Source organism: Pseudarthrobacter sp. fls2-241-R2A-127 (assembly GCF_030209355.1).
In the GTDB taxonomy this organism is placed as follows: Bacteria; Actinomycetota; Actinomycetes; order Actinomycetales; family Micrococcaceae; genus Arthrobacter.
This window is the reverse complement of record NZ_JARVSF010000008.1, coordinates 341,128-366,706: the sequence shown is the minus strand read 5'-3', so window position 1 is coordinate 366,706 and position 25,579 is coordinate 341,128. Positions and strand designations below refer to the sequence as shown.

The window sequence follows — 25,579 nt, the reverse complement described above, 5'->3', positions numbered from 1 at the left end:
GTGGTTGCTGCCGGACGGGACAGGCCGCCCGGCGGGCAGCGCCGTCGAAAGGTGTGAATTGCCTGTGGGGTTGCTGTGCGATCTGTCGCATCGTGCCCGGCGGTACTACAGTATCCTCACTGATTGCCTACGATGGGACATGGACAAACGACAATAAGGTGGCAGCCGGCTTGGTAGCCGACGCCCGATTCCAGGCAGGAGGCGGCACCCATGCAACACAATGTGCCGCTGCGCGGGCATCCAGCCAGGCTCATTGCCGCCGGGACCTTCGGCGTCCTGCTGGCAGTTACCTCAGGGAGCGCCGCCCAAACACTGCCTCCGGCCACGGGTGAGGCCCCGGTCCGGGTGGTGGTGGTAGGGGACTCCCTGAGCACCGGCCACGGAACGTCGCCGCAGGAAGCCTGGCCGGCCCTGATGCGCAACGACCCCGTGGGCGCCGGCCTGGAAGTGGTCAATGCCGCCGAAGACGGCAGCGGCTACGTCAGCCCCGGCGATTTCGACGGAACGTTTGGCACCCAGGTTGAAGACCTCGTCAACGAAAAAACGGGCATTGTGGTGTTCTTCGGCTCTGAGAACGACCTCGGCTACTCGTCCGATGAAATCGGCGACGCCGCGCTGGCGGCGATGGACCGGGCCGAGACGCTCGCCCCTGAAGCCAAAATCATTGTCGTGGGACCGCCGTCGTACTCAACGGACCCGGACCCCGGGCTCCTGGAGATCAGCAGCCAGCTCAAGGCCGCTACCGCCCGCGCCGGTGGCGAGTTCGTGGACCCCATCGCCGAGGGCTGGATCAGCAGCGACTTTGGTGACTTGATCGGCCCCGACGGCGACCACCCAACGGTTGCCGGCCAGCACTACCTCCTGGAACACATCGGCGCCTACCTTGAGCAGGCCGCGCCTGCCGCCGCGGCCGCCGTGCAAGGGCGCCCGGAACCGCAGTAACCCCGGCTCACGCCGGCGGCCAGGGTCACCGGCCGCCGCGGGCAGGAATCTGGAGGAATCTATCGATTAGCCCCAAGCTGGGGATTACGGTAGAGGAGTGACCGATCGCCCCGAAATCTATACCGTTGGTGAACTCCGCGCAGTAGGACACGTCCTCAAGGACCTGAGGCACGAAATCCGCGACAATCTCTTGGCCGCCCTGGCGGAAGGGCGCGACCCCTGGCCCGGGCTGTACGGGTTCAGCCGGACCGTCCTGCCCCAGCTCGAACGTGCCTTGATCGCCGGCCACGACCTGGTGCTGCTGGGAGAACGGGGACAGGGCAAGACCCGCATCCTGCGCACCCTGGCCGGGCTGCTGGACGAGTGGTCTCCGGTGATCGAGAATTCGGAACTGAATGAGCACCCGTTCGAGCCGATCACCGAACAGTCCCGGGCCCGCGTCCGCGCCGAAGGGGACCGGCTGCGGATCGCCTGGCGGCACCGTTCCGAACGATACGTCGAAAAGCTCGCAACGCCTGACACCTCCGTCGCGGACCTTGTCGGCGACGTCGATCCCATGCGTGTGGCCGAGGGCCGAAGGCTCGGGGATCCGGAGACCATCCACTACGGCCTGATTCCGCGCTCCAACCGCGGGATCATTGCCATCAACGAGCTCCCGGACCTGGCCGAACGCATCCAGGTGGCCATGCTGAACGTGATGGAGGAACGTGACATCCAGATCCGCGGCTACGTGCTGCGGCTGCCCCTCGACGTGCTGGTTGTGGCCTCTGCCAACCCGGAGGACTACACCAACCGCGGCCGGATCATCACCCCGCTGAAGGACCGCTTCGGGGCCGAGATCAGGACCCACTACCCGATCGAACTAGAGGACGAGGTCTCCGTCATCCGGCAGGAGGGCCGGCTGGTGGCTGACGTTCCGCCCTTCATCCTGGAGATCCTTGCCCGCTATACCCGTGCGCTGCGCGAGTCTCCGGCCATCAACCAGACGTCCGGGGTTTCGGCCAGGTTTGCCATCGCGGGGGCTGAGACCGTGGCCGCGGCGGCCCTTCGCCGGGCACGGCTCCGCGGTGAGGACCATGCCGTGGCCAGGATCATCGACCTGGAACCCGCCGTGGAGGTCCTGACCGGCAAGATCGAGTTCGAATCAGGCGAGGAAGGGCGGGAGCAGGGCATCCTCGACCACCTCCTCCGCACCGCCACCGCCGAGGCCGTCAGGGCCCACTTCCAGGGCCTGGACATGGGCCCGCTAGTGTCCGCGCTGGACGGCCACCGCACAGTCACCACCGGGGAGCAGGTCACCGCACAGGAGTTCCTCGGCAACCTCCCGTCTCTGAACGGATCAGGCCTCTACGAGGAAATCGGCCGCCGCCTGGGCGCGACGAACGACGGACACCGAGCCGCCGCCGTCGAACTGGCCCTGGAAGGGCTGTATCTGGGCCGTCGCATCTCCAAGGAGTCCGACGACGAGGAAACCATCTACGGCTAGGAACAGGAGGCAGCATGGCCATCCACAAGAGGTCCGCAAGGTACGGCCGGTACTCCGGCGGCCCGGACCCGCTGGCTCCGCCGGTGGACCTGGCAGAGGTCCTCGACGCCGTGGCCGAGGACGTGATGGCAGGCTACTCGCCCCGCCATGCCCTGCAGGAGTTCCTGCGGCGTGGTGGACGGAACCGCGACGGCCTTGACGATCTTGCCCGCCGCGTCCAGGAGCGCCGGCGGGACCTGCTGAGCCGGCACCGGCTGGACGGCACCCTGGATGAGGTGAAGAAGCTCCTGGATACGGCCGTCCTGGAGGAACGCAAGCAGTTGGCCCGGGACGCCATGATGGACAATACCGAACGCGCCTTCCGGGAGATGCAGCTGCAGAACCTGCCGCCCTCCACCGCTGCGGCGGTCAACGAGCTTGCCTCCTACGACTGGCAGTCCGGAACCGCCAAGGAGGCGTACGAACGAATCAAGGACCTCTTGGGCCGGGAGGTCCTGGAACAGCGGTTCGCCGGTATGAAACAGGCGCTGGAGAGCGCCACCGATGAGGACCGCGAGGCCGTCAACGACATGCTTCGGGACCTCAACGGTTTGCTGGCGAAGCACCGCCGTGGCGAAGACACAGAGGCCGATTTCCAGGAGTTCATGGCGAGGCACGGCCAGTTCTTCCCGGAAGACCCGCAATCGGTGGAAGAGCTCGTGGATGCCTTGGCGCAACGTGCCGCTGCTGCCCAGCGGCTCCTCCAATCCATATCCGCGGAACAGCGCGACGAACTGATGCAGTTGTCCGCCCAGGCCTTCGGATCGCCTGAACTGATGGCCCTGCTCAGCGAACTCGACGCGTCCTTGCAGGCACTGCGCCCGGGGGAGGACTGGACCGGGTCCGAACGCTTCGAGGGACAGGAAGGCCTGGGGCTGGGGGACGGCACCGGCGTGCTGCAGGACCTCGCCGAACTGGATGAACTCTCGGATCAGCTCTCGCAAAGCTACAACGGCTCCAGCCTTGATGACCTGGACCTTGATGCGCTGTCCCGGCAGCTCGGCGAGGACGCGGCCGTCAGTGCGCGGACGCTGGCGGAGATCGAGCGGGCCATGCAGGAGGGCGGTTACCTTCGGCGGGGCGCGGACGGCGATCTCCGCCTTTCACCACAAGCCATGAGGCGGCTGGGGAAGTCGCTGCTGCGCGATACGGCTAAACAGCTGTCCGGGCGGCAGGGAAACAGGGACACCCGGGCCTCTGGTGCAGCCGGCGAACAGTCCGGCTCCAGCCGCCAGTGGGAGTTCGGTGACGCCGAACCGTGGGACGTCACGCGCACCATGACCAACGCCATCCGCCGCACCATGGCCGACGGCGGCGATCCGGCCCGGGGACTGCGCCTCGCGGTCGAAGACATCGAGGTCACCGAAACAGAGGCCCGGACCCAGGCCGCCGTCGTCCTGTTGGTGGACGTCTCCTTTTCCATGGCCGCGGAAGGGCGGTGGGTCCCCATGAAGCGAACCGCGCTGGCCCTGCACCACTTGGTGTCCACCCGGTTCCGCGGCGACCGGCTGCAGCTTGTCACCTTCGGCCGGTACGCCCAGTCCATGGATATCGCCGAACTGACCGCCCTGCCGGCCCTCCGCGAACAGGGCACCAACCTCCATCACGGCCTCCTGCTGGCAGGCCGCTTCTTCCGCCGCCATCCGTCCATGCAACCCATCCTCCTGGTGGTGACGGACGGCGAACCCACCGCGCACCTGCTGCCGGACGGAGACTCCTGGTTCAACTGGCCGCCGGACACGGAGACCATCCGGGCCACCGTTGCCGAGCTGGACCGGTTGGGAAGGACCGGGGCCAAAACCACCTTCTTCCGGCTCGGAAACGATCCCGGCCTGGAGCGCTTCATCCAGCGGATGGCCAACCGGGTTGACGGCCGCGTGGTGGCACCCGATGTCGGGGACCTGGGGGCTGCGGTGGTGGGGGAATACCTCCGGGCACACGTCCGCAGTGCCTACGCCGACGGCGACTGGTTCTGACCGGCCGGGCGCGGCTGGGCGTCCCGGCTACGAGTACTGGTTCCGTCCGGCCGGCCGGTTCAGGCGGCCACTTCGATCCCCGCGGCTTCCCGGCGGGCGGCTTCGGCGGCGTTGAGGCGCTCCCGCTGGGGGACCACCACGTACTTGGGGTCGCGCGTCGAGGCTTTTCCAGCCTCGAAAACGCCGAACCGCAGCAGGGCAGAACCCGCAGCCACGGCGAGGCCGCCCACCACGCTGACGGTACGCGAGCGGTGCCCGCCGAGGGCCAGTCCGACTGCGCCGCCGATGCTGAAGGCCTTCGACAGGCGCATCAACGTGCCGCCCCGGCCCTCCCGCAGCGTCTCCGTGCTCAAGTGGCCGCTGCGTTCCATCCGCAGGCTCATTACCGTTTCCAACAGCGCACCCGCCACGGCCATCCGCCGTGCGGGACCGGCCTCCACGACGGGCGCCAGGGCTGTGGCGATGCCACCGCCGGCGGCCGCGGCCGAACCGGCAAAAACGAACGGCAGGACCTCGTGGGCGTCATGCCAGGTGGGGACCGCGGTGTCGGCCAGCAGCACAGCCGTGTAGGTGGCCACCGCGGAGCCGCTGACAGCCGCACCAAGGCCGCAGGCCCGCCCGGCCGCCGGGAACAGCCCCGTGATATTGGATGCCGCACTCGCCCCGGCGAGCGGGCCGTACACGGACAGGATCCAAGAACCCATGCTCATGGGCGAAGTGGGTTTGGCCACGCGCAGCATGTTCAGGAAACGTTCCGGCCGGCCCAGGTCATGCACCAGCGCCGCCGCTGATACCGAAATTGCGGTCAGCGCCGTGAGTTTAGCCCGGCGTTCCAGGGCGGGCCGTCCGGTGTATTGGGCGCCTGCGGCCAGCATTGAGGAGGCGGCGGCCACACCGCCGGCGAAGATGTACCCCGCGATGTCCGCTGCCTCCCATGTGGGTTCCTTGAGGATGGGGCGGCCATAGTAGGAGGTGAATTCCTCACGCTCCCGGCGGCGGCTCACTTCCTGGCTCCCCAGAAGACGACGGCGGCCCCCGCCAGGAGACCGGCCGCAGCACCCGCGGCCCGGCGCCACATGGCAGGCAGGTCCCGGGTGGTCACCACGGGGTCCGGCGGCAGACCGTATGTTTCGGGTTCATCGAGCAGCAGGAAGAAGGCGCCGTCGCCGCCCACCCCGCCGTCGGGATCCCTGCCGTAGAGCCTGGCCTCGTCCACACCCCGCTCATGGAGTTCCGCGACGCGGGCATCGGCCCGTTCCCGGAGCTCATCAAGCTCGCCATACTGGATGGACTGGGTGGGGCACGCCTTGGCGCATGCCGGCTCTTCGCCGACACCCAGGCGGTCGTAGCACATGGTGCACTTGAAGGCCCGGCCGTCGTCTGGCCGCTGGTCGATCACGCCGTAAGGGCACGCTGAAACGCAATACCCGCAGCCATTGCAAATATCCTGCTGGACCACCACGGTCCCGTGCTCGGTACGGAACAGCGCACCGGTGGGGCACACGTCCAGGCACGCGGCGTTGGTGCAGTGCTTGCAGACGTCCGAGGACATCAGCCACTTGATGCCCTCGGTTCCGCCCGACGCCGGGGCCGGGACCTTCTTCTCGATGAACGCCACGTGCCGCCAGGTATCCGCGCTGAGCCTGGAGGTGTTGTCAAAGGATTCGCCGGTGAGTTTCAGCGGCCCGTCCGCCGGCAGCGAGTTCCATTCCTTGCAGGCCACCTCGCAGGCCTTGCAGCCGATGCAGAGGCTGGTGTCGGTGAAGAAGCCCTTCCGCGCTTCACTCGGTGCTCCGATGGCGGGCATTCCCAACTGGGTGACGCTCATGCCTTGATTCCTTCCTGGCCGGTGTGCTCATCGATGCCTGCCCGCCGGCGGTATTCCGCCACGAGTGACGGCAAGGCCGGGCCTTGCGGGCGGCGCCCGGGACGGATGTCCACCGTCAATGCCTTGACCTCCTGGATATGCACGTTCGGGTCCATGGCGATCGAGGAGAGCTCGTTCATTGCATCGCCGCGGCTGAGCCCGTTGGGGCCCCAGTGGTAGGGCATCCCGATCTGGTGCACGGTCCGCCCCTGAACGGTGAGCGGCTTCATCCGGCCGGTCACCAGGACCCGCGCCTCAATGGCTCCGCGGGCGGAGACCAGGGTGGCCCAGCCGTTGTTGGTCAGTCCGCGCTCGGCCGCCAGTTCGGGCGATACCTCGCAGAACGACTCCGGCTGCAGCTCGGCAAGGTAGGGCAGCCAACGGGTCATTGCCCCGGCGGTGAAGTGCTCCGTGAGCCGGTAGGTGGTCAGCACGAACGGGTATACCTCCGCGCCGGGTTCCCGGCCACTGGGCTGGTACCGGTTGCCCTCACGCTTCAGGAGCTTGCGGACCGGGTTCCGGTTTTGGCCGTAGAGGGCATTGTCGAAGGGTGATTCCTGCGGCTCGTAGTGCGTGGGAAGCGGCCCGTCGGTCAGGCCGGCGGGGGTGAAAAGCCAGCCTTTGCCGTCGGACTGCATGATGAACGGGTCGATACCGGAAAGGGCATCCGGCCCCGTGGCGTCCTCGCCGGGGCGGTAGGACGGTGGTTTGGTGGGCTCGCAGTCGGGCACGTCGTCGCCCGTCCACTTTCCGGCTTCCGCGTCCCACCAGATGAGCTTCTTCCGTTCACTCCACGGCCGACCCTCCGGATCAGCCGAGGCCCGGTTGTACAGCTCCCTGCGGTTGGCCGGCCATGCCCAGCCCCATTCGCGGCTGGAAATGCTCTGCTCGGTGTGGGGTTTCCGCCGGGCGGCCTGGTTGATGCCGTCGGCGCGGCAGCCGCAGTAGATCCAGCAGCCGCATGATGTGGAGCCGTCGTCCTTGAGCTGGGTATAGGCGGAGAGCGGCGTGCCGTCCGCGCCGCGGCCGTTGATCTCGGCGAAGACGGCGTCCGCGTCCGGTTCATCCTGGGTGCCGATGGTTGGGTAGTCCCACGTCAGGTCCAGGATGGGGCGGTCGGCGTCGTCGTGCGAGTCCGCCAGCAGCTTCCGGATGCGTTTGCCAAGGTGCCAGATAAACCAGAGGTCGCTGCGGCGCTCGGCTTCAGGCTCCACGGCCTGCTCGCGCCACTGGATCAAACGGTTGGTGTTGGTGAAGCTGCCGGCCTTTTCCGTGTGGGCTGCGGCGGGGAAGAAGAAGACTTCCGTGCCGATGTCCTCCGTGCGCATCTGCCCGGTGGCGATTTCCGGGCCGTCCTTCCACCAGGTGGCGCTTTCGATCAACGAGAAGTCGCGGACCACGAGCCAGTCGAGGTTGGCCATCCCGGCGCGCTGCAGGTGGGTGTTGGCGGACCCGACGGCGGGGTTCTCACCCATGAGGAAATAGCCCTTGCAGATTCCGTCCAGCTGCGCCATGACGGTGTCATAGGTGCTGTGGCTGCCCGTGATCCGGGGGAGGTAGTCGAAACAGTAGTCGTTCTCCGCTGTGGCGGCATCGCCCCACCAGGCCTTGAGGAGGCTCACGGTGTACGCGGACATGTTGGCCCAGAAACCCTGTTTGGCGGAGTCCGCCTCGACATATCCGGCCAGGTCCAGGTGCTGTTTGGCGTGCGGCATGGGCAGGTAGCCGGGCAGCAGGTCAAAGAGGGTGGGGATGTCGCTGGAGCCCTGGATGCTGGCGTGCCCGCGGAGGGCCATGATCCCGCCGCCGGGCCGCCCGATGTTGCCCAGGAGCAGCTGCAGGACCGACGCGGCGCGGATGTACTGCGTGCCCGTGGTGTGCTGTGTCCAGCCCACGGCGTAGGCGAAGGCCGTGGTCCGGTCCCGGCCCGAGTTGCTGGTGAGTGTCTGTGCCACTTCCTCGAACAACGCCTGCGGCACCCCGCACACCTGCTCCACCATCTCCGGGGTGTACCGCGAGTAATGCCGGCGCAGGACCTGGAACACGCAGCGCGGATCCTGCAGTGTCTCGTCCCGGTGCCACTTCCCGGTCACGCCGGGGCCGCCGGAACCGTGGGACTGGGCGTGGGAGGATTCCCCCAGCCTGCTGCCTTCCTGCTCGTCGGCGTCACGTTCACCGGAGGATGCGGCCGCGTAGCCGCCCTCATACTGCCAGCTATCGGTTGCATACGAGGAATCGTCCGGGTTGAATCCGGAGAAGAGGCCGTCGAGGTCTTCGGTGTCGCGGAAGTCCTTGCCGAGTATGGTTGCGGCGTTGGTGTAATTGACCACGTACTCGTGGAAGTAGGCGTCGTGGGTGATCACCCAGTTAATCAGGCCGCCCAGGAAGGCGATGTCCGTCCCGGCACGGAGCGGAACGAATGTGTCGGCCAGGGCGCTGGTGCGGGAGAACCGCGGATCCACGTGGATAATTTTGGCCCCGCGTTCCTTGGCTTCCATGACCCACTGGAATCCGACCGGGTGTGCTTCGGCGAAGTTTGATCCCTGGATCAGGATGCAGTCGGCGCGTTGGAGGTCCTGGAGGTAGGTGGTGGAGCCGCCCCGGCCGAAGCTCGTGCCCAGTGCCGCCACCGTGGAGCTGTGGCAGACCCGGGCCTGGTTCTCCACCTGGACGATGCCCAGGGAGGTGAACAACTTCTTGATGAGGTAGTTTTCTTCGTTGTCCAAGGTGGCGCCGCCCAGGCTGGCGATGCCCATGCTGCGGCGGGTGCGGACGCCCTCGGCTTCCCACTCCCAGGTCTCCCGGCGGGTGTCCACCACGCGTTGGGCCACCATGTCCATGGCGGTCTCAAGGTCCAGCCGTTCCCAATCGGTCCCGTGGGGCCGGCGGTACAGCACAAACTTTTCGCGGGAATCCCCGGTGGTCAGCTGCAGCGAAGCCGAACCCTTGGGGCACAACCGGCCACGGCTGATGGGGGAGTCCGGGTTGCCCTCGATCTGGATGACCTTTTCGTCTTTGACGTACACGCGCTGGGCGCACCCCACGGCACAGTAGGGGCAGACGGAGGGGACCACATGGTCCGCGGTGGCTATCCGGGGCGTGAGGTTTTCGGTGGCGGTCGATTTCACCGCATGATGCCTGCCGGTGGGATCGTTCTCGAGCAGCTGGCGCAAGACGGGCCATTGCAGCGGATTCACCATGGGGCACCCCTTTGGACGTTGAATCGACATGCCTGTGGCGCGGGTCACAGGCGCGTGAGGAAAATGCTAACAGGGGCTTAGCATTTCTGCACCCGTTTGGGCCGGCCCGCCGGATTCCGGTGTCGCCACGCTTAACGGTGCCGGTAGTAGTCCTTCCAAATCAGGCGGTGGACCGGCAGCTTCCGCGGTATCGAGCGCAGGCCCGGGATGAACGACAGCAGTGTCAGCAGCACAGTCAGCACGGCCATCGTGACCACAGCGAGGGCGTCGGCGTTGGGGGAGGACTTGAACGGTTCCACCTGGTACAGGAGCGAGAAGAGCCACAACCAGGACTGCCCCGGGGTGTCCCCGGTCTCGTTCATGACGCCCCACTGGTCCCCGGAAAGATGCTGGCTTGCCGCGAGACCGGGGAAGTAGCTGCCATCTCCGAGGAACAGGAGGCTGAGGGTGTAGTCCAGGTTGTAGAAGGTTCCGCCGCCCTGAAGTACGCCATCCAGGGTTCCTTGCCGTGCCATGTCCGCCAACGCACCGGTGAGCGCGGGGACCGGTCCGTAGGAGCCGTCCGCCACCTTGGCGGGGTCGTTGTCGGGGGCCGCTGCGAGGGCGTCGGAATAGGCGGACGCCCAGTCGGATCGCTGCTGCTCCGTGGCGGCTGTCCAGTCAGCGAGGGCGGCCGGGGGCGACGGCAACTGCTCCAGCGGGCCAATCACGAAGTCCTGGGCGGTATCGACTGGAAGCCGGACGCCCGGGAGGCTTTGGAGGTCCACTGGGCCTATTTTCTGTGACGCGTCCGGAGTGGAGTTGTACGGTGGCCCGTATCCTGCGGTATCGGATGTCCCGGCCAGTTCCTTGGCCGCGGTTGCGACGAAGTCCGCCGGGGCCGAGGCGGCCCAGGATTTGAGGCTGACGCTGGGCTCATCAGGTGCACCGAAGAGTGCCGAGACGCCGAGCACCATGAGCCCAACCACCACCACACCGATCGTAAGTTCCTTGAGGAGGTCATACTCGCGGACACGGCCTGTCCATGGTCGGCCGGCAACGTCGTCCCGCTTCTGCCACGAGGTGGCGGCCCCCTTGCCGGTCACAGCGCCGCGTCCTTGGGCTCGGCCGGCGTCAGGGAGGTGGCGGGCGCAACCTGCCGGCCGGCGCCGGGAGGGTTGCCGCCGACCTCCACGGTGTTGGTGCTCAGTTGGGCGTCGTCCTCGGAGGCATCCAGCGGCGGCACGACGCCGTGGACCCGGACAAGCAGGGCGTGGAGGACCACTACGGCGCCCACCGCCAAGGGCAGCAAGGTGATATGCCACACGAAAATCTGTCCGAGGTTGGCCACGTTGAACCAGGCACCGACCCCCACGGAGTTCAGCGCGTCCTTGGCTTCGAAGGCAATCCACTGGGAATCGAAGTTAGTTTGCAGGAGATACCCGGTGAAGGCCGCCACGATGGAAACGATGAACGAGAGCATGCCGGTGATCCAGGTCAGCACGCGGCCGCCCCGCCAGGCCGCCATCCAGAACTTCAGCCAGAGGTGCACCACCATGAAGATGAAGAACAGTTCCACGCTCCACAGGTGGCTGCTGTTGACGAAGCCGCCAAGGGGGGAAACGTGGTACCACTGGGGCCCGTTCAGTCCCAGCACCACCCCTGAGGCGATGATCCACACCAGTGACGCGACCGCCCCCATGCCGAAGACGTAAGCCCACGACATCACATAGATGGGCTGGTCCCCGGGCAGGAGCTTGTCCGGAGGAAGCTTCGCCAGCAACCAGCGGCGGGCTTTGTCCGTCCACGTGCCAGCGTCGGCGTCCTGCCCCGGCAGCCGAGGTGCCGGCTTGGCCCGGGTGCTCACTTTCGCCCCTTCCCGCCGGGAAACGGCAGGAGGAGGGCCAGGATGAACAGGATGACCATCACGGCGATCACTATGAGGTTTCCCGATTGGATGGTGAAGCCGTCCCAGCCAAAATACGTTCCGGCGCCCACCGTCGCCGCGCCATTTACCAGCCACCCGGCCATGGCATCCTCGATTCTGTAGAGGTCCCCCGCAAGGAGTCCACCACGGCCAAAAATCCGTCGCTAGGGTCATTCGTCCCGCGGGAGCCGCGCAGGTGGCTCGACCGATTCTGCTTGGCGGACCGGAGACTCGGCTGGCGATCGCTGGCCTACGGATGCCCGCTTACGGATGCCCGGGAAGGTGCGGCCCTGCGGCGTCGTCGGCTACCGTCCGGGCCGGCCAGTGGCGGCGGAACCACCTGGCAGTGGATCGGAGTGCCTCGTCCAGCGGCGGTGCGTCGGGGTGCCACGCCTTCTCCCACTCCAGGCAGACGGGGCCGGTGTAGCCGGTGTCCCGGAGCAGTCCCGCAAAGGCGTCGACGGGGAGGGTGCCCGTGCCGATCAGGGCCGGGGTCCGGCTGGCTGGCAGCCGGGCGTCCTTGACCTGGACGCTGCCCGCTGCCCCGGTGAGCCAGGGGTGCAGGGCCTGCCACGTTTCGTCGAGGCTCTCGCCCACCCGCCACGGATGCATAAGGTCCCAGACTGCGCCTGCGGGCCCTTCCACCATGTCCAGGATGGCGGCGATATCGGTGCCCCGCGGGTGGGAATCGTGCGTTTCAAGCGCCGGGTACGTTCCCAGGTCCCGGGCCAGGGGCGCGACGGCGCTTAGCCGGCCGGCTGCCAGGGCGTTGGCTTCCTGCCTGGCCTGGACAGTCACGGGAATACGGTGGTACCCGCAGGGGTGTGCAGGGGCTCCGGGGAACACCCGGACGGCCGGTGCGCCGAGATCGTGGGCCAGGATCAGTGCCGCTTCCAGCGCTCCCACCACCAGATCATCGGCAACCGGGTCCGCCACCCTGATGTAACTGGCCACTCCCGTGACGGTGAGGCCGGCGCCTTCAATCCTGGACCGGAGCTCGGAGCGTTCGCCCCGGGTCATCGCCGGGGCGGCGATCTCGCCGCGGCCAAGCCGCAGTTCCACGCCCCGTGCTCCCTGGGCGGCCAGCCAGGACAGGATCGTTTCCAGGCTCTCGCCGGGCGCCCCCAGTGTTGACACCGTCAGTAGTGGTTCGATCTCCCCTGGGCGGTCCATTGCTCTTCCTGGCGGGTCGCAGAAACTAATAACGTTTCAACCTTGACGCACGTGGCGCGGCGTGGTCAACGGCCGGCAGCGAATCGATCACACTCGGTCACCGGGCATCGGCCAGCGGTCCGGTGTCAGTGCAGGACCACCACGTCTGTCGAATAGGCCTGGGACGAGGACATGCTGCCGCGGAACCAGCAGACCGCATGGACCGAGGGATCCCCGGGTGGAACCATCGGCCTGAGATTGTCCACCGCGGAGCCAGCGGTGACCGGCTCCCATTCAAAGGTGGCACCGCCGTTCCATGTCCGGCCCCGGTAGATCTCGTAATGGCCGGTGGCATGCCCGGTCCGCGGGTTGATAGGGGTGGAGATATACACCCGGTCCAGGTCATGCGGATCCACCGCGCCCAGGCCTGTGTAGTCCTGTTCGTGCGGCAGCAGCGCCGCGCCTGCGGCCGCCAGCGGATGAACGCGCCAGTGCGTCCCGTCGAAGCGCGCATACATCAGGCGGTGATCATCGACGTCGAGCAACTGTTCCCGCTCGAGGGGGCCGTTGACGTCGTTGGCGCGGCAGCTGATGATGGCGGCCAGTTCCTGCCCCTGGCCGCGCAGGTCCACGGTCCAGCCGTGGGTAAGGATGTCGCCACCGATGTCCATGCCCGCCGCGAACACTGTGGTCAGGGCAGCCTGGTCGATTCCCGCTGAGCCGATCAGCGGCGTGCTGACCACCCTCCCCTGGGCGTCGTGCAGGTCGTCGTCGCGGATGTAGCCGTGGTAGATGCTGTTGTTGAAGTCCCGCGGATGGTGGTCCGTGGTGATGAGGTCAATGCGGTCCGCGCCATTTCCGCAGTAGCGGGTGTAGCCGTTGACGTAGCCAATCTTGGGTCGGGTGAAGAGCTTTCCGCCGAACTGCCACGTGGTTCCGTCATCGCCGGACACCATGAGGCTGGGGTCATCGTTGATGGCACGGACAAAGTTGTACACCCGGGACTCCGTGGCGAGCCGGTGCAGGTTGGAGTACGTTGCGCCGCGCCCGCCGGCCAGCCCGGTCCAGTCGAAGTGTTCTTCCGGGCCCCATTCGGAGGCGTCGTGCGGCCGCGTCGAGATCCGCCAGCGGGAATAGTTGTCCGTCTTGTGTTTGGCGTACATCGCCAGGTAGCGGCCGTCAGGCCTGATGAGGAGCGCCGGCGCGTTGTGGTCGTCCGACTCCAGCCTCGTGTGGACAACGTGGACCTGGCTGTCCCCGGTGGCGAGGTCAAGGACAGATACCTCGATGTTCCCGCCCCGGCTGTCCCCGCCGGCACCCTCCGGGGCGGCCACGGAGCCCACCAGCAGGGTGTTGTTGGCCGGGTCCACCAGGGCGCGTTCGTCCTGGAACCAGCACCACGCGCCGTTGTCATTGATGCGGGTTTGCCTGCCGGTCATGGGGAATCCTGCTCTCGTGGTGGGGTGGGTTCAACCCGTGGGGGCGCCGCCTGGCGCCGGCCACGGAGCCGCGAAGGGCCGTGTGGTTGGACCATACGGAAGTATCGTGGCCGCCGGGCCGGGTGGTCAAGGGCGCGGGTGAGTCCGGTCCGATTCGAACATCCCGCCGGTCCATGACATATCCGGACGCAATCATTGAAGCTTGAACTAATCCAAGGTACTATTACTTTAATCTTCAACCATTTATGACGATCGCCGAGGCCCGCAATGACCGCAATTGCCCATTCCGCACTGCATTCGCAAGCCCTGCCTGCCGCAACTGTCCGCAGCCAGGTCAGCGTCCCGCTCCGGTTCGCCGACGGCTACGGCGCCTCCGCCGAAGTCATGACCTTCCACGGCCTGGTGGACGGCCGGGAACACCTGCTGCTGGCCTTGGGTGACTGGGAGCAGGCGCTGCTCGGCGAAGCAACTGCGCCACTGGTCCGGCTGCACAGCGAATGCATGACCGGTGACGTCTTTGGCAGCGAGCGCTGCGACTGCGGGCCACAGCTCCGGGAAGCCGTGGAACGCATTGCTGCCACGGGAGGCTTCCTGCTCTACCTCCGCCAGGAAGGCCGCGGTATCGGCCTCTACTCGAAACTCGACGCCTACGCCCTGCAAGACCAGGGCCTGGACACCTACGACGCCAACCTTGCCCTGGGCCACGGCGAAGACGAGCGCGAGTACGCGGCGGCAGCCCAGATGCTCAACGCCTTGGGCGCCACTTCGGTCAGGCTCTTGAGCAACAACCCGGACAAGGCTTCGCAGCTGGCCGCACTCGGCATCGCCATCACCGAAAAGATCCCCACCGGCGTCCATCTCTCCGAAGCAAACACCCGCTACCTCGCCGCCAAGCGGGTCCGGACCGGACATACGCTGGAGCTCGGCCACACCGCCGTCGTCCGCGCCTTTCCGGACGGCTCCGGCCTTGCTCCCGGCCATGCGGACATGCTGGGCCGCGTGGAAGCCCTGGTCCCCGCCCTGCGCGCCAGGGCGGAAGAGGCCGAGCAGCAGCGCCGCCTCCCGCAAGAGACCATGGAGGACCTGCGGGCCGCCGGAATCTTCCATCTCCTGGCACCCGCAGGCGTTGGCGGTTATGGCCTGGGCGCACAGACCTACGGCGAAGCCATCAGGGGCCTCGCCAGGGGCTGCGCCTCGACGGCCTGGACCGCCGGGCACCTGGCAGAGCATGCCTGGATGCTGGCCCGCTGGCCCCGGAAGGTGCAGGACGAAGTCTTTGCCGGCGGCCTGATGCCGCTCGCTGCCGCGACGAGTGCCCCCGTTGGGTCGGCGCGCAAGGTTCCCGGCGGATATGCCATTTCCGGCCACTGGAGCTTCGCTTCGGGCATCATGCACTCGGAATGGGCACTGTTGGCGGTCCGGCACGACGGCACCCGGCTGCAGGCGCTCGTTCCGCTCGCCGACCTGGAACTGGTGGACGCGTGGCACACGGACGGACTGAGGGGAACCGGCAGCAACGACCTGCGCGCGGACTCGCTCTTCGTTCCGGCGCACCGCGTCATGGACTGGGCCGTGCTCAGCGGCCCCGACAATCCCGGAGCCCAGTTCCATCCGGAGCCCCTGATCTCCGCGCCGATGTCCACCTTGCTGAACCTGGTGGCCCCGGCGGCGGCGCTGGGGTCCGCCGAGTACGCCGTGGAGCTGTTCCGGGACCAGCTGCTGCGCCCGAAAGAGAGGAACGGTGTTCGGACCCGGCAGGCAGACTCTGTCCCGGCGCAGACCCGCTACGCCAAGGCGTCCGGGCTTGTGGCCACCGCCCAACTGCACTGGCGGGCGGCATTGTCCCAGCTGGCCGGGGGCGGGCCGGCGGCCACGGGGGCGGCAGTGCAGGAGCGGGCCTCGTTCCGGCTGTCGCTTGCCCTCAGCGCGGAGGCTGCCCAGGAAGCGGTCCGGCTCGCCGTTGCCGGATCGGGCGGAAGCGTCCACCGGCTGTCACATCCGCTGCAGCGCATCCAGCGCGACGTCAGCGTGCTCCTGAGCCACCCCACCTTGGGGATCGACCCCATCCTGGAGGAAGCCGGCCGGGGACTGCTGGGCATGGAATTCACCACGCCGTCCTTCTAGGCGGCGCGGCGTCTGCAGCCGGTGCAGCCCCGGACGGGACATCCGTGTCAGGATCAGGTATGCCCAGCCGCCTGATGCTGCTCGATACCGCCTCCCTGTACTTCCGTGCCTTCTACGGCCTTCCGGACAGCATCCGGCGGCCGGACGGTACGCCGGTAAATGCCGTCCGCGGCCTGCTGGACATGATCGCGCGACTCACCACCGATTACCAGGCCACCCACCTGGTGGCCTGCTGGGACAATGACTGGCGCCCCCAGTGGCGGGTGGACCTGATCCCCACCTACAAGGCACACCGCGTGGCCAAGGCGGTACCGGGCGGAACTGACATCGAAGTGGTCCCCGAGGGCCTGGCGGCCCAACTGCCCATGATCCGCCGGACCCTGGAGCTCGCCGGCATCGCCATCGTGGGGGCCGACGGACATGAGGCCGACGACGTCGTGGGCACCTACGCCAGCCAGGCCGCCTTCCCGGTGGACGTGGTCACGGGCGACCGGGACCTGTTCCAGGTATGCGATGACGAACGCAACGTCCGGGTGATTTACACGGCGCGCGGGATGAAGAACCTCGAGGTCGTCACGGAGGAAACCGTGGTGGCCAAATACAAAGTCCTGCCCCAGCAGTACGCCGACTACGCCACCCTGCGCGGGGACGCCTCCGACGGACTGCCGGGCGTTGCCGGGATCGGTGAGAAAACGGCCTCGTCCCTGCTGTTGAAGTACGGAACCCTGGAACGGCTGCTGGCAGCGGCGGCTGAGCCCGGCGCCGGGGTGTCCGCGCCGGTCCGGGCCAAGCTGGAAGCCGCCGCCGAATACCTGGAAGCAGCCCCCGCCGTCGTGCGCCTGGTCCGAAACCTGGAGCTGCCCGGCCTCGACGAGGCGGGCGCCGTGCTGAGGCCCGTGACCGGCGGGCGGCGGGCTGAACTGGAGCAGGTGGCAGCCGACTGGAACCTCGGCGGATCGGTCCGCCGGCTGCTGGCTGCACTGGACCAGCGCGCCTGATCAAAACAGCCGGGAGCCCGGATGACCGTTTGTTGCGTTAAACGGGGACATGGTGGCCGTCCTTGAGCGAGGCTTCGATGACGCCGGGTGTCAGGCTGTGACCTTTCGTTGCGGCACACGTCGGCTGGTTTCAGGCGGTTTGAACGGGCCAATTCGGAAATGGTTTGGTGAGGTAACGATCCAAACGAGAGGCCACATCATGACCGTCACATCAGATCTTGCTCCCCGCCGGCTTCGGGATATTTTTGGAACCTTCGCCACCGGGCTGACGGTAATTACGAGCTCCACGCCCCACGGGCCGGCCGGCTTTACCTGCCAATCGTTCGCGTCCCTGTCCTTGGACCCGGCGCTCGTTACGTTCAGCCCGGCGCGTACGTCCACCACCTGGCCGGCGCTGCGCAGCGCCGGCTCCTTCGCCATCAACATCCTCCCGGCCGGACACCAGCATCTCGCGGCGCAGTTCGCCCGCTCAGGGGCGGACAAATTCGCCGGAGTCAGCCACGCGTCCTCGCCCCTGGGCAATCCCGTCCTGGATGACGCCCTTGCCTGGCTCGACTGCGAACTGCACGCGGAATACGACGGCGGCGACCACACCATCGTGGTGGCCGCAGTGCGGCATCTGGATGCCCGGCTGGACGCTGAGCCCCTCTTGTTCTTCAAGGGGCGCTACGCAGGGATCACACCGGCAGAACGGCTGCTGGAAGCCGCGGGCTGACCGGCGCTACACCCAAGGCTGGTCCCACATTCCAGAAGGGAACCGTCCGTGCTGTTGAATCAATCCCGCGGGTAGTAAGCTTGCTGAGCAATACTAGTAAGCGTGCTGACCAAATGGGATGGAGCAGGAGCCATGGGCGTGATCTCAGGAACGGCCCTGTCAGTGATGCTGACTGCCGGCGGCGTGGTGATCGCAACGGAGGGCGGCCCGGGAGCCGTGCAGCACTACGTGGCAGGACACGTCCTCCTCGGGATGGGGATCGGCCTTTTCGCCACCACACTGATCCGCACCGCTGCCCGCTACATCCTGGCCCGGCCAACCCGCGTTTCGCGGAAGATGCCAGCCGCCCAGGAACCCGCGGATCCCGCCACCGTAGCCCTCTTGCCGCTGCGCGCCGCGGCCGTCGTCCCGCTCCGGGGCCGGCATGCGGCCTGAAGCCGGGCCTGGAACGGACAGTGACCGTGCAGCGGCACCGGGCGCGCAGGGCCGCCGCCGCGGAACGCGTGTTTTGATCCTCGTGGGCATCGCCGTCGCGGCCTCGCTGGTGGCAGGCGCTGCCGCCAGCGGTCCCGGGCGTACCGACCAGGGCCTGCTGCGTGGCTTCCAGATCCGGGTGCTGGGCATCAGCCAGGCCGCGGCCGAAGACCGGATGGACGGGGCCCTCTCAGCGCTCCAGGCGCTGGAGAAAGACCTCGGCGAGGCGGCGGCGGACGGGCGGATTTCACCCGAGCGGTACAACGGCATTGAAAGTGCACTGGGCTCAGTCCGGGCAGACATTTCTGCGCGGGTGGCGGCAGCGGCGCGCCCCGAAGCGCCGGCGGCTGACCCGCCCGGCGTCGACCTGTCAGGAGCGCCGGCTGGCACTGGAACAGATCCGGCTGAACCGGCCGTAGCGGCCGTGGCGCAGGAGCCGGCGCCCGTCGCCAACGTTCCGGGAGCGGGGCGTTCGGCCGCGTCGAAAGAAGCCAAAGGCAAGGCTAAAGGCCAAGGCAAGCCCTGACCCGGGACGCGGCGAACTCCCCGGTCAGGGGAGAATAGACGGATGATTCCTGCTGGCGGCCGCCCCGACGACGGCTTCGACCTCCGAGCCATTGGCACGGGCCTTGCTTTCGCGGCCTCCCTTGACCGGCTGCGTCTGGCGTTGGAAACCGGCCCGGGTGCCGCCGCCGTGGTGCAGGCCCCGCCGGGAACAGGAAAGACCACCCTCGTCCCGCCGCTGCTGGCCAACCTTGCCGGCCGGGCGGGCCGCGTGGTGGTCACCCAGCCGCGGCGCGTCGCAGCCCGGGCAGCAGCCCGGCGGCTCTCGGAACTTGACGGGAGCCCGGCTGCCGCCAGGGTGGGCTACACAGTCCGCGGCGAGCGCCGGGCAGGCCCGGATACCCGCATTGAGTTCGTCACCCCGGGCATTCTGCTGCGCCGCCTGCTGGCGGACCCGGGCCTGGACGGGACGGCCGCCGTCGTCCTGGACGAGGTGCATGAACGCGGCCTTGAAACCGACCTGCTGGTCGGCATGCTCGCCGAGGTCCGCGAGCTCCGCGGCGATCTTGCCGTCGTCGCCATTTCAGCCACCCTGGACGCACCCCGGTTCGCTGCGCTGCTGGGCAACTCCGGAGGCCCGGTGCCTGTGGTGGACTGCCCCTCGGTGCACCACCCGCTCGAGGTCCAATGGCGCCCGGCACCGGTGCCGCGGCTGGACGCCGGGGGAGTGACCCGGGCCTTCCTTGACCAAGTTGCCGCCACGGCCGCGGACGCCCACGCAGTGGCGGACAGCTCCGTGGACGCCCTCGTGTTTGTTCCCGGCGCCCGGGAGGTTTCCCATGTGGCAGCTGCCCTCCGCGGCAGGCTGGGCCGCGGTGTTGACGTGCTGGAACTGCACGGCCAGGCAGGTGCGGCGGAACAGGACAGCGCGGTATCCGGACGCCGCCCCGGCGGCAGCCCGCGGATCATCGTCTCCACGGACCTCGCCGAGTCATCCTTGACGGTGCCCGGCGTACGCCTGGTCATCGACTCCGGCCTTGCCCGGGAGCCGAGGCGCGACGCGGGCCGCAGCATGAGCGGTCTGGTGACGGTGTCCTGTTCCCGGGCATCCGCTGAGCAACGCGCAGGACGCGCCGCCCGGCAGGGACCGGGTACCGTGGTCCGCTGCTACAGCCAGCAGGCCTACGGTGCAGCACCGGCGCACGTTACACCCGAAATCAACGTGGCGGACCTGACCAGTGCCGCACTGACCCTGGCTTGCTGGGGCTCGCCCGGCGGGGAGGGCCTGCCCCTGCCGGACACCCCGCCCCGCCAGGCCATGGACGACGCCGTTGAGGTCCTTCGGGAGCTTGGCGCCGTAGCCGGCGACGGCCATGTGACGGCCGAGGGCCGGCTCCTGGCCGCCATACCCGCCGACCCGCGGCTGGCCCGGGCGTTGCTTGAGGGCGCATCCTCCGTTGGAACCCGGCTGGCCGCCGAGGTGGTGGCTGCACTCTCCGGAGATCACCGCCCGCCCGGAGCGGACCTGCCCCGGCTCTTGTCTCAGCTGCGGACAGATCCTGGCCCTGCCGGCCGGCGCTGGGCCGAGGAAACCAAACGCCTTGCCTCCCTGGCGCGCCGGCAGTCAGAGGGGAGAGCCCCGGTTCCCCCGACTTTGCCGGGCGAGGGCGAGGCTGTTGGTGCCGTCGTCGCGCTTGCCTATCCCGACCGCGTGGCACGCCGCGTGCCTGGCGGCGAGGGGTCCGGGCAGTACCTGTTCACGTCAGGAACCAGGGCGGGACTTCCCGGAGGCAGCACCCTCTCAGGCCACGAATGGCTTGCCGTGGCCGACGTTTCGCGGGCCGGAGGTCGCGACGCGGCCGGAACCGGTGCCGTAATCCGGGCCGCAGCGCCGCTGTCCGCCACCATGGCCGAGACGGCGGCCGCACACCTGCTTGCCGAAGCGGTGGACACGGACTTCAGCGCAGGGCGGCTGACAGCCCGCAAAACCAAGCGGCTGGGTGCGATTGTGCTCTCCTCGACACCGGTGCGTCCCACGGCCACCCAAGGCAGGGCGGCCGTGGCAGCCGCATTCCAGTCGGGCGGCCTGGCGGCCCTTTCCTGGCCGACGGCGGCGGCCACCTTCAGGAGCCGGATCGCCTTCCTGCACCGCCAAGTGGGGGAGCCATGGCCCGATGTCTCGGATCCGGCCCTGCTGGCACGGCTGCAAGAGTGGCTGGGAACCGGGCTGGAAGCCCTCGCCGCCGGGGCGCCGGTCGATTCCCTTGACCTTGGCGGGGCGCTGCGCGGGCTGCTTCCCTGGCCCGAAGCCGCCCGGCTCGAGGAACTGGCCCCGGAATGGCTGGAAGTGCCCAGCGGTTCGCGGATCCGGATCGATTACCCGGAGCCGGGTGACGCCTCCGCCGCGCCCGTGGTGTCGGTGAAACTCCAGGAGTGCTTCGGCCTGGCCGAATCACCGCGGCTGGCCGGTGGCAGGGTGCCTGTGCTCTTCCACCTGCTCTCCCCGGCACGCCGTCCACTGGCTGTCACGGATGACCTGACCTCCTTCTGGTCCGGCCCGTACGCCCAGGTGCGCAGTGAGATGCGCGGCCGCTACCCCAAGCACCCCTGGCCGGAGGATCCGTGGACAGCCCCGGCCACCGCCCGGGCTAAAAAGCGCAGCTAGCGCCCGTTACGGGCGGTTCACAACGCCCGCCGCCTGGCGGCTCAGCTGTGTGCGGCGATGAACCGTGCCACCGGCGCAGCCAGGGAGGCGCCCACTTCCTCGGCAGGCCGCTTCCTGCCCGCCACCGCAAAGGAGTGGTCGCCGCCCTCCACCCACTCCAGCACGGCTGTTGGTCCTATCCGCGACACAACACCTGACAGGATGGCCGGCGTGGCAAACGTGTCGCGGGTTCCCTGCAGGAACAACATGGGCGTGGCAACCCCATACAAGTGCTCGTCCCGGAGTTTCTCCGGCTTGCCGGGAGGATGCAGCGGGTAGCCCAAATACCCCAGGCCAGCAGCCGCCATGCCCTCGGCAACCGCCATGGACGCCATCCGCCCGCCAAAGGATTTGCCGGCTGCCCAGACGGTTCCGGGATCACCGTGGTCGGCTGCCTGCGACGCGGCCGCTGCCATCGCCGACCGCCATGCGGCGATGGCCGCCGGCGGGCGGTCCGGGAATTTCCGGCCCGCCTCCCGGTAGGGAAAATTGAAGCGCAGCGTCGCCAGCCCAAGGCTGTTCAGGGCGTCCGTGAATCCGCGCAGGAACGGGTGGTCCATGCCGGCACCAGCGCCGTGCGCCACCACCACTGTTGCGGCCGGATGCTCCGGGCGGGCGTAGATGGCCGAAAATGTGGCGTCGCCTGCGGCGAGGTTGAGCTGCTGGTCGGGGTGGGGCATGGATCCATCATGCCTGAGTGCAGCCGCATATGCCGGTCCCCGTCCGGGGCCGGGTGTACGTTGTCCCCATGGCGAGTGAACAAACCACCATCACGGTTCCGGGTCCCGAAGGTCCGCGCGACATGCGGATTTCCAGTCCAAGCCGCGTTCTCTGGCCGGAGCTGGGCCTGACCAAGCTGGATCTGGTGAACTACATCTGCGACGTCGGCGGGGCGTTCATCGCCGCCAACGGGGACCGGCCGATGGCGCTCCAACGGTTCTCCGGCAGCATCGACGGCGACCAGTTCTTCTCCAAGAACCCGCCCAAGGGCACCCCCGACTTCATCCGGTCCGTGAAAGTGGTCTACCCCAGCGCCAGGTCCCACCCGCAACTGGTGTTGGACGAGCCTGCCGCCGCCGTTTGGGCCGTCCAGATGAACACGGTGGTGTTCCACCCCTGGCCATCCCGGGCGGAAAACACCGACAACCCGGACCAACTGCGGATCGATCTCGACCCGCAACCGGGAACAGATTTCAGCGACGCCGCCGCCGCCGCGCTGGTCCTCAAAGACGTCCTCGCCGAGGCGGGCCTCACCAGCTTCATTAAGACCTCCGGCAACCGCGGCCTGCACGTCTACGCTCCGATCGAACCAACCCGCGAGTTCCTCGATGTCCGCCACGCCGTCATCGCCGCCGCCCGTGAAGTGGAGCGCCGCATCCCGGCCAAGGTCACCACGGCCTGGTGGAAGGAAGAACGCGGACGACGGGTGTTCCTGGACTTCAACCAGGCCAACCGCGACCGCACCATCGCCGGCGCCTACAGCCCGCGCGCCCTGCCCCACGCCCCGGTGTCCTGCCCCATCACCTGGGCGGAACTGGACCACGCCGATCCGAAAGACTTCACCGTCCTGACCGTCCCGCAGCGGCTCAAGACCATCGGTGACCCCTGGGCGGACTTCAACGCCAACCCCGGCACCATTGACACCTTGCTGGAGTGGTGGGACCGCGACTGCAAAGACGGCCTGGGGGAGATGCCCTTCCCGCCGGACTACCCCAAGATGCCTGGCGAACCGCCCAGGGTGCAGCCCAGCCGGGCACGCAAACCGGACTGACGCTGCCGTCCAAACGCGGACGGTCCACGACGGCCGCCGTTACTCGAACCGGGACGCGTCGCCCATGCCGTGCCGGACAACTTCCGCTTCGCCGCTGGAGAAATCGACCACGGTGGTGGGCTCGGCGCCGCAATCACCGGCATCGATCACCGCATCCACCTGATGGTCCAGGCGCTCCTTGATTTCCCAGCCCACGGTCAGCGGTTCCTCCTCATCCGGCAGCAGGAGCGTGCTGGAGAGGAGGGGCTCGCCGAGCTCGGCCAGCAGCGCCTGGACCACGCGGTTGTCCGGAATGCGCACCCCCACCGTCTTCTTCTTAGGGTGCAGCAGCCGCTTCGGAACCTCCTTGGTGGCAGGGAGGATGAACGTGTAGCTGCCCGGAGTGACGGCCTTGATGCTGCGGAAGACGTCGTTTCCAATGTTCACCAACTGTCCCAGCTGGGCGAAATCCCTGCACACGAGCGTGAAATGGTGTTTGTCATCCAAGTGGCGGATGCTCCGGATCCGGTCCAGGGCCTCCTTATTGCCCATCTGGGCTCCCAAGGCGTAGCAGGAGTCCGTGGGGTAGGCGATCAGGCCGCCGTCACGAATGATTTTGACTGCCTGCGCAATGGCGCGCGGCTGGGGGTCATGCGGGTGAACATCAAAGAATCTGGCCATCCCCCGAGCCTACGTTCCCGAGGCGGCACCGCACCATCACCGGCGGCACATCGCGGCCGCCATTTCGTGCCGCCAAACACGGGATGAACAGGGGAGGCATCCCCTATCGGGCCGGCACCGGATCGGGCAGGATGGTGAGTGCACCCGTTCCGGCCAAGTGAAGGAGAAACCGCTATGCCCACCATCCTCAATCCCTACCTGAGCTTCAGGGACAACGCCCGCGAGGCAATGAACTTCTACCAGTCCGTCTTTGGCGGCGAACTGACGCTGAGCACCTTTGCCGATTTCCAGGCCAGCGATGATCCCGCCGAAGCCGAAAAGATCATGCACGGCATGCTGACTACCACGCAGGGCCTGGTGCTCATGGGCGCAGACACCCCCAACAGCATGGAATACCACGCGGGCTCATCGATTTCCGTTTCCCTGAGCGGCGACAACGAAGCAGAGCTGCGGGGATACTACGAAAAGCTCAGCGGCGAGGGTGGCGCGGTCACTGTCCCAATGGAAAAAGCGCCGTGGGGAGACGTTTTCGGTATGTGCGTGGACCGTTTCGGCGTGTCCTGGCTGGTTAACGTCAACGGCGCCCAAGCCACGCAGGCACCCTGACAGCAGCCCATCGTGTGGGGACGCGGGCCACTGCCTTCCCCGCCAGGGCAGCTGAATCCACCCCGCCCAACTCCTTGAGGCGGACCCTCCGTCCTGCGAGGATGGAGACGTGAGTCCCCTCATGGAATTTCTTTCCGACAAGTGGTGGCTGGTTTTCCCGCTGATGGCGTTCGCCGGCCGCTGGGCCGGTGGCTGGCGGCGTGCCGCCGAGCGGCGCCACCGGCGCCGGGTTGAACTGTATAACCTCAAGAACCAGGCGCGCGAAGTCGAGAGGGCCTCCCTGGCGGAGGTGCAGGCGGTGATGGCCGCCCATGACGCCACCAACAAACGGTGGCTGGACTACGAACTCGATGTTGGTAAACTCATCGACTTTCCGCTGATGACCGACGTCCGTGAGCCGCTGACGGTCGCTTTCCTGCGGGCCAAGCGGGAAGCCGACGGCCAGCGGCCGGCATCCGCCACGGGCCTCACCTCCGTGACCGGGTTCGAGTCGTACCGGCAGGTCGTCAACAACTTTGCCGTGGCGCTGGACGTCGCGGAACGCGAAGCCAAGCGGATCAGGGACAGCCGGTTCAGCGGCCCGGAGCGCCAACGGCTGGCCACGGCCAGGAAACTCCTGATGATCGCAGAGAACCAGGCCGCCACCCCCGCCGAACGCCAGGCCGCCTACAAACGGGCACGCCGCGAACTGGACGGGCTGATTGTCCTTCCGGATGTGACTGTCGCTGCGGTCGAGAAAAAGATCGCCCCGGAACTGGACGCACCGCCCAGGCCGGCGCAGCTCCACCAAGGCTGACGCGGCGCCGCACACGGCGGCCCGCATCCCCGCCGCGATGCCACGGAACGTGGCCGAAGACGGCGGGCCGCCGCCCGGATTGCAGGGCCGGCCACTGTTTTGTCCTCATGCCGGGGACGCGTACGATCGATAAGGTTTCCCGCCGGTCCTGGCCCCCGCCGCAAGTCATTCCAAGCAAACAGCTGGTGAACTATGCTGTGCAAGGCAGCCTGGTAGGAGA

At 67.9% G+C, this 25,579-nt stretch carries 22 protein-coding genes; 12 read left to right on the top strand and 10 right to left on the bottom strand.

The features are described from left to right. Positions 1 to 210 precede the first annotated feature (210 nt). The 3 genes from QRN53_RS06295 to QRN53_RS06285 all read left to right on the top strand — a co-directional run bounded on the left by QRN53_RS06295 (position 211) and on the right by QRN53_RS06285 (position 4,443). Positions 211 to 942, top strand: a complete 732-nt coding sequence (locus QRN53_RS06295; protein WP_285243150.1) for an SGNH/GDSL hydrolase family protein — start codon at positions 211 to 213, stop codon at positions 940 to 942. A 97-nt stretch (positions 943 to 1,039) separates the two neighbouring features. After that, positions 1,040 to 2,428: a sigma 54-interacting transcriptional regulator gene (locus tag QRN53_RS06290; RefSeq protein WP_285243149.1), complete on the top strand. Its 1,389-nt coding sequence runs from the start codon at positions 1,040 to 1,042 to the stop codon at positions 2,426 to 2,428. Between the two features lie 14 nt (positions 2,429 to 2,442). After that, positions 2,443 to 4,443, top strand: coding sequence for a vWA domain-containing protein (locus QRN53_RS06285; protein WP_285243148.1), 2,001 nt, complete (start codon positions 2,443 to 2,445; stop codon positions 4,441 to 4,443). A gap of 59 nt (positions 4,444 to 4,502) precedes the next feature. On the opposite strand, the gene nrfD is transcribed toward QRN53_RS06285, so the two are convergent. The 8 genes from nrfD to QRN53_RS06245 form a co-directional block, all read right to left on the bottom strand. Beyond that, positions 4,503 to 5,447, bottom strand: a complete 945-nt coding sequence (nrfD, locus tag QRN53_RS06280; RefSeq protein ID WP_285243147.1) for an NrfD/PsrC family molybdoenzyme membrane anchor subunit — start codon at positions 5,445 to 5,447, stop codon at positions 4,503 to 4,505. After that, positions 5,444 to 6,271: a 4Fe-4S dicluster domain-containing protein gene (locus QRN53_RS06275; RefSeq protein ID WP_285243146.1), complete on the bottom strand. Its 828-nt coding sequence runs from the start codon at positions 6,269 to 6,271 to the stop codon at positions 5,444 to 5,446. The genes nrfD and QRN53_RS06275 overlap by 4 nt, the downstream gene beginning before the upstream one ends. Then, a complete protein-coding gene (fdh, locus tag QRN53_RS06270) occupies positions 6,268 to 9,510 on the bottom strand; it encodes a formate dehydrogenase (RefSeq protein WP_285243145.1) in 3,243 nt (1,080 codons plus the stop codon). Before fdh ends, QRN53_RS06275 begins: the two co-directional genes overlap by 4 nt. Positions 9,511 to 9,641: 131 nt before the next feature. After that, entirely contained in the window at positions 9,642 to 10,595 is a 954-nt protein-coding gene (locus QRN53_RS06265; protein WP_285243144.1) for a hypothetical protein, read from the bottom strand. Continuing rightward, positions 10,592 to 11,356, bottom strand: a complete 765-nt coding sequence (locus QRN53_RS06260) for a cytochrome b N-terminal domain-containing protein (protein WP_285243143.1) — start codon at positions 11,354 to 11,356, stop codon at positions 10,592 to 10,594. The genes QRN53_RS06265 and QRN53_RS06260 overlap by 4 nt, the downstream gene beginning before the upstream one ends. Beyond that, a complete protein-coding gene (locus tag QRN53_RS06255; protein WP_285243142.1) occupies positions 11,353 to 11,520 on the bottom strand; it encodes a hypothetical protein in 168 nt (55 codons plus the stop codon). Before QRN53_RS06255 ends, QRN53_RS06260 begins: the two co-directional genes overlap by 4 nt. Positions 11,521 to 11,680: 160 nt before the next feature. Next, positions 11,681 to 12,589, bottom strand: coding sequence for a sugar phosphate isomerase/epimerase family protein (locus QRN53_RS06250; protein WP_285243141.1), 909 nt, complete (start codon positions 12,587 to 12,589; stop codon positions 11,681 to 11,683). Positions 12,590 to 12,714: 125 nt separating this feature from the next. Then, complete coding sequence (locus QRN53_RS06245) at positions 12,715 to 14,007, bottom strand: BNR-4 repeat-containing protein (protein ID WP_285243140.1); 1,293 nt, start codon at positions 14,005 to 14,007, stop codon at positions 12,715 to 12,717. Between the two features lie 267 nt (positions 14,008 to 14,274). Between QRN53_RS06245 and ribA the strand changes: the two genes are divergently transcribed. The 6 genes from ribA (at position 14,275) to hrpB (ending at position 21,487) form a co-directional block, all read left to right on the top strand. Continuing rightward, a complete protein-coding gene (ribA, locus tag QRN53_RS06240; RefSeq protein WP_285243139.1) occupies positions 14,275 to 16,131 on the top strand; it encodes a GTP cyclohydrolase II RibA in 1,857 nt (618 codons plus the stop codon). Between the two features lie 59 nt (positions 16,132 to 16,190). Beyond that, positions 16,191 to 17,129 (top strand): 5'-3' exonuclease, encoded by a 939-nt coding sequence (locus QRN53_RS06235; protein WP_285243138.1) that lies wholly within the window; start codon positions 16,191 to 16,193, stop codon positions 17,127 to 17,129. A gap of 199 nt (positions 17,130 to 17,328) precedes the next feature. Next, on the top strand, positions 17,329 to 17,844 hold the full coding sequence (locus QRN53_RS06230; protein ID WP_285243137.1) for a flavin reductase family protein: 516 nt from the start codon (positions 17,329 to 17,331) through the stop codon (positions 17,842 to 17,844). Between the two features lie 102 nt (positions 17,845 to 17,946). Then, the gene (locus QRN53_RS06225) at positions 17,947 to 18,279 is read left to right on the top strand and encodes a hypothetical protein (RefSeq protein ID WP_285243136.1); all 333 of its coding nucleotides are present in this window, start codon (positions 17,947 to 17,949) and stop codon (positions 18,277 to 18,279) included. Continuing rightward, positions 18,269 to 18,844: a hypothetical protein gene (locus QRN53_RS06220; RefSeq protein ID WP_285243135.1), complete on the top strand. Its 576-nt coding sequence runs from the start codon at positions 18,269 to 18,271 to the stop codon at positions 18,842 to 18,844. Before QRN53_RS06225 ends, QRN53_RS06220 begins: the two co-directional genes overlap by 11 nt. A 42-nt stretch (positions 18,845 to 18,886) precedes the next feature. Continuing rightward, a complete protein-coding gene (gene hrpB, locus QRN53_RS06215) occupies positions 18,887 to 21,487 on the top strand; it encodes an ATP-dependent helicase HrpB (protein WP_285243134.1) in 2,601 nt (866 codons plus the stop codon). A 41-nt stretch (positions 21,488 to 21,528) separates the two neighbouring features. On the opposite strand, the gene QRN53_RS06210 is transcribed toward hrpB, so the two are convergent. Further along, positions 21,529 to 22,206: an alpha/beta hydrolase family protein gene (locus tag QRN53_RS06210; protein ID WP_285243133.1), complete on the bottom strand. Its 678-nt coding sequence runs from the start codon at positions 22,204 to 22,206 to the stop codon at positions 21,529 to 21,531. A 68-nt stretch (positions 22,207 to 22,274) separates the two neighbouring features. On the opposite strand from QRN53_RS06210, the gene ligD reads away from it, so the two are divergent. After that, positions 22,275 to 23,297, top strand: a complete 1,023-nt coding sequence (gene ligD, locus QRN53_RS06205) for a non-homologous end-joining DNA ligase (RefSeq protein ID WP_285243132.1) — start codon at positions 22,275 to 22,277, stop codon at positions 23,295 to 23,297. A gap of 39 nt (positions 23,298 to 23,336) precedes the next feature. On the opposite strand, the gene QRN53_RS06200 is transcribed toward ligD, so the two are convergent. Continuing rightward, positions 23,337 to 23,957 (bottom strand): L-threonylcarbamoyladenylate synthase, encoded by a 621-nt coding sequence (locus tag QRN53_RS06200; RefSeq protein WP_285243131.1) that lies wholly within the window; start codon positions 23,955 to 23,957, stop codon positions 23,337 to 23,339. 174 nt (positions 23,958 to 24,131) lie between these two features. Between QRN53_RS06200 and QRN53_RS06195 the strand changes: the two genes are divergently transcribed. Both QRN53_RS06195 and QRN53_RS06190 read left to right on the top strand, forming a co-directional pair. Beyond that, the gene (locus QRN53_RS06195; RefSeq protein ID WP_285243130.1) at positions 24,132 to 24,563 is read left to right on the top strand and encodes a VOC family protein; all 432 of its coding nucleotides are present in this window, start codon (positions 24,132 to 24,134) and stop codon (positions 24,561 to 24,563) included. A 109-nt stretch (positions 24,564 to 24,672) separates the two neighbouring features. Beyond that, a complete protein-coding gene (locus QRN53_RS06190) occupies positions 24,673 to 25,359 on the top strand; it encodes a hypothetical protein (protein WP_285243129.1) in 687 nt (228 codons plus the stop codon). The last annotated feature ends 220 nt before the right edge of the window (positions 25,360 to 25,579 follow it).

Bases quoted from the DNA above. Each gene is read 5' to 3' on its own strand.
- QRN53_RS06295 (WP_285243150.1), top strand. From the start codon at position 211: ATGCAACACAATGTGCCGCTGCGCGGGCATCCAGCCAGGCTCATTGCC.
- QRN53_RS06285 (WP_285243148.1), top strand. From the start codon at position 2,443: ATGGCCATCCACAAGAGGTCCGCAAGGTACGGCCGGTACTCCGGCGGC.
- QRN53_RS06275 (WP_285243146.1), bottom strand. From the start codon at position 6,271: ATGAGCGTCACCCAGTTGGGAATGCCCGCCATCGGAGCACCGAGTGAA.
- fdh (WP_285243145.1), bottom strand. From the start codon at position 9,510: ATGGTGAATCCGCTGCAATGGCCCGTCTTGCGCCAGCTGCTCGAGAAC.
- QRN53_RS06255 (WP_285243142.1), bottom strand. From the start codon at position 11,520: ATGGCCGGGTGGCTGGTAAATGGCGCGGCGACGGTGGGCGCCGGAACG.
- QRN53_RS06250 (WP_285243141.1), bottom strand. From the start codon at position 12,589: ATGGACCGCCCAGGGGAGATCGAACCACTACTGACGGTGTCAACACTG.
- QRN53_RS06245 (WP_285243140.1), bottom strand. From the start codon at position 14,007: ATGACCGGCAGGCAAACCCGCATCAATGACAACGGCGCGTGGTGCTGG.
- ribA (WP_285243139.1), top strand. From the start codon at position 14,275: ATGACCGCAATTGCCCATTCCGCACTGCATTCGCAAGCCCTGCCTGCC.
- QRN53_RS06235 (WP_285243138.1), top strand. From the start codon at position 16,191: ATGCCCAGCCGCCTGATGCTGCTCGATACCGCCTCCCTGTACTTCCGT.
- QRN53_RS06230 (WP_285243137.1), top strand. From the start codon at position 17,329: ATGACCGTCACATCAGATCTTGCTCCCCGCCGGCTTCGGGATATTTTT.
- QRN53_RS06220 (WP_285243135.1), top strand. From the start codon at position 18,269: ATGCGGCCTGAAGCCGGGCCTGGAACGGACAGTGACCGTGCAGCGGCA.
- hrpB (WP_285243134.1), top strand. From the start codon at position 18,887: ATGATTCCTGCTGGCGGCCGCCCCGACGACGGCTTCGACCTCCGAGCC.
- QRN53_RS06210 (WP_285243133.1), bottom strand. From the start codon at position 22,206: ATGCCCCACCCCGACCAGCAGCTCAACCTCGCCGCAGGCGACGCCACA.
- ligD (WP_285243132.1), top strand. From the start codon at position 22,275: ATGGCGAGTGAACAAACCACCATCACGGTTCCGGGTCCCGAAGGTCCG.
- QRN53_RS06200 (WP_285243131.1), bottom strand. From the start codon at position 23,957: ATGGCCAGATTCTTTGATGTTCACCCGCATGACCCCCAGCCGCGCGCC.
- QRN53_RS06195 (WP_285243130.1), top strand. From the start codon at position 24,132: ATGCCCACCATCCTCAATCCCTACCTGAGCTTCAGGGACAACGCCCGC.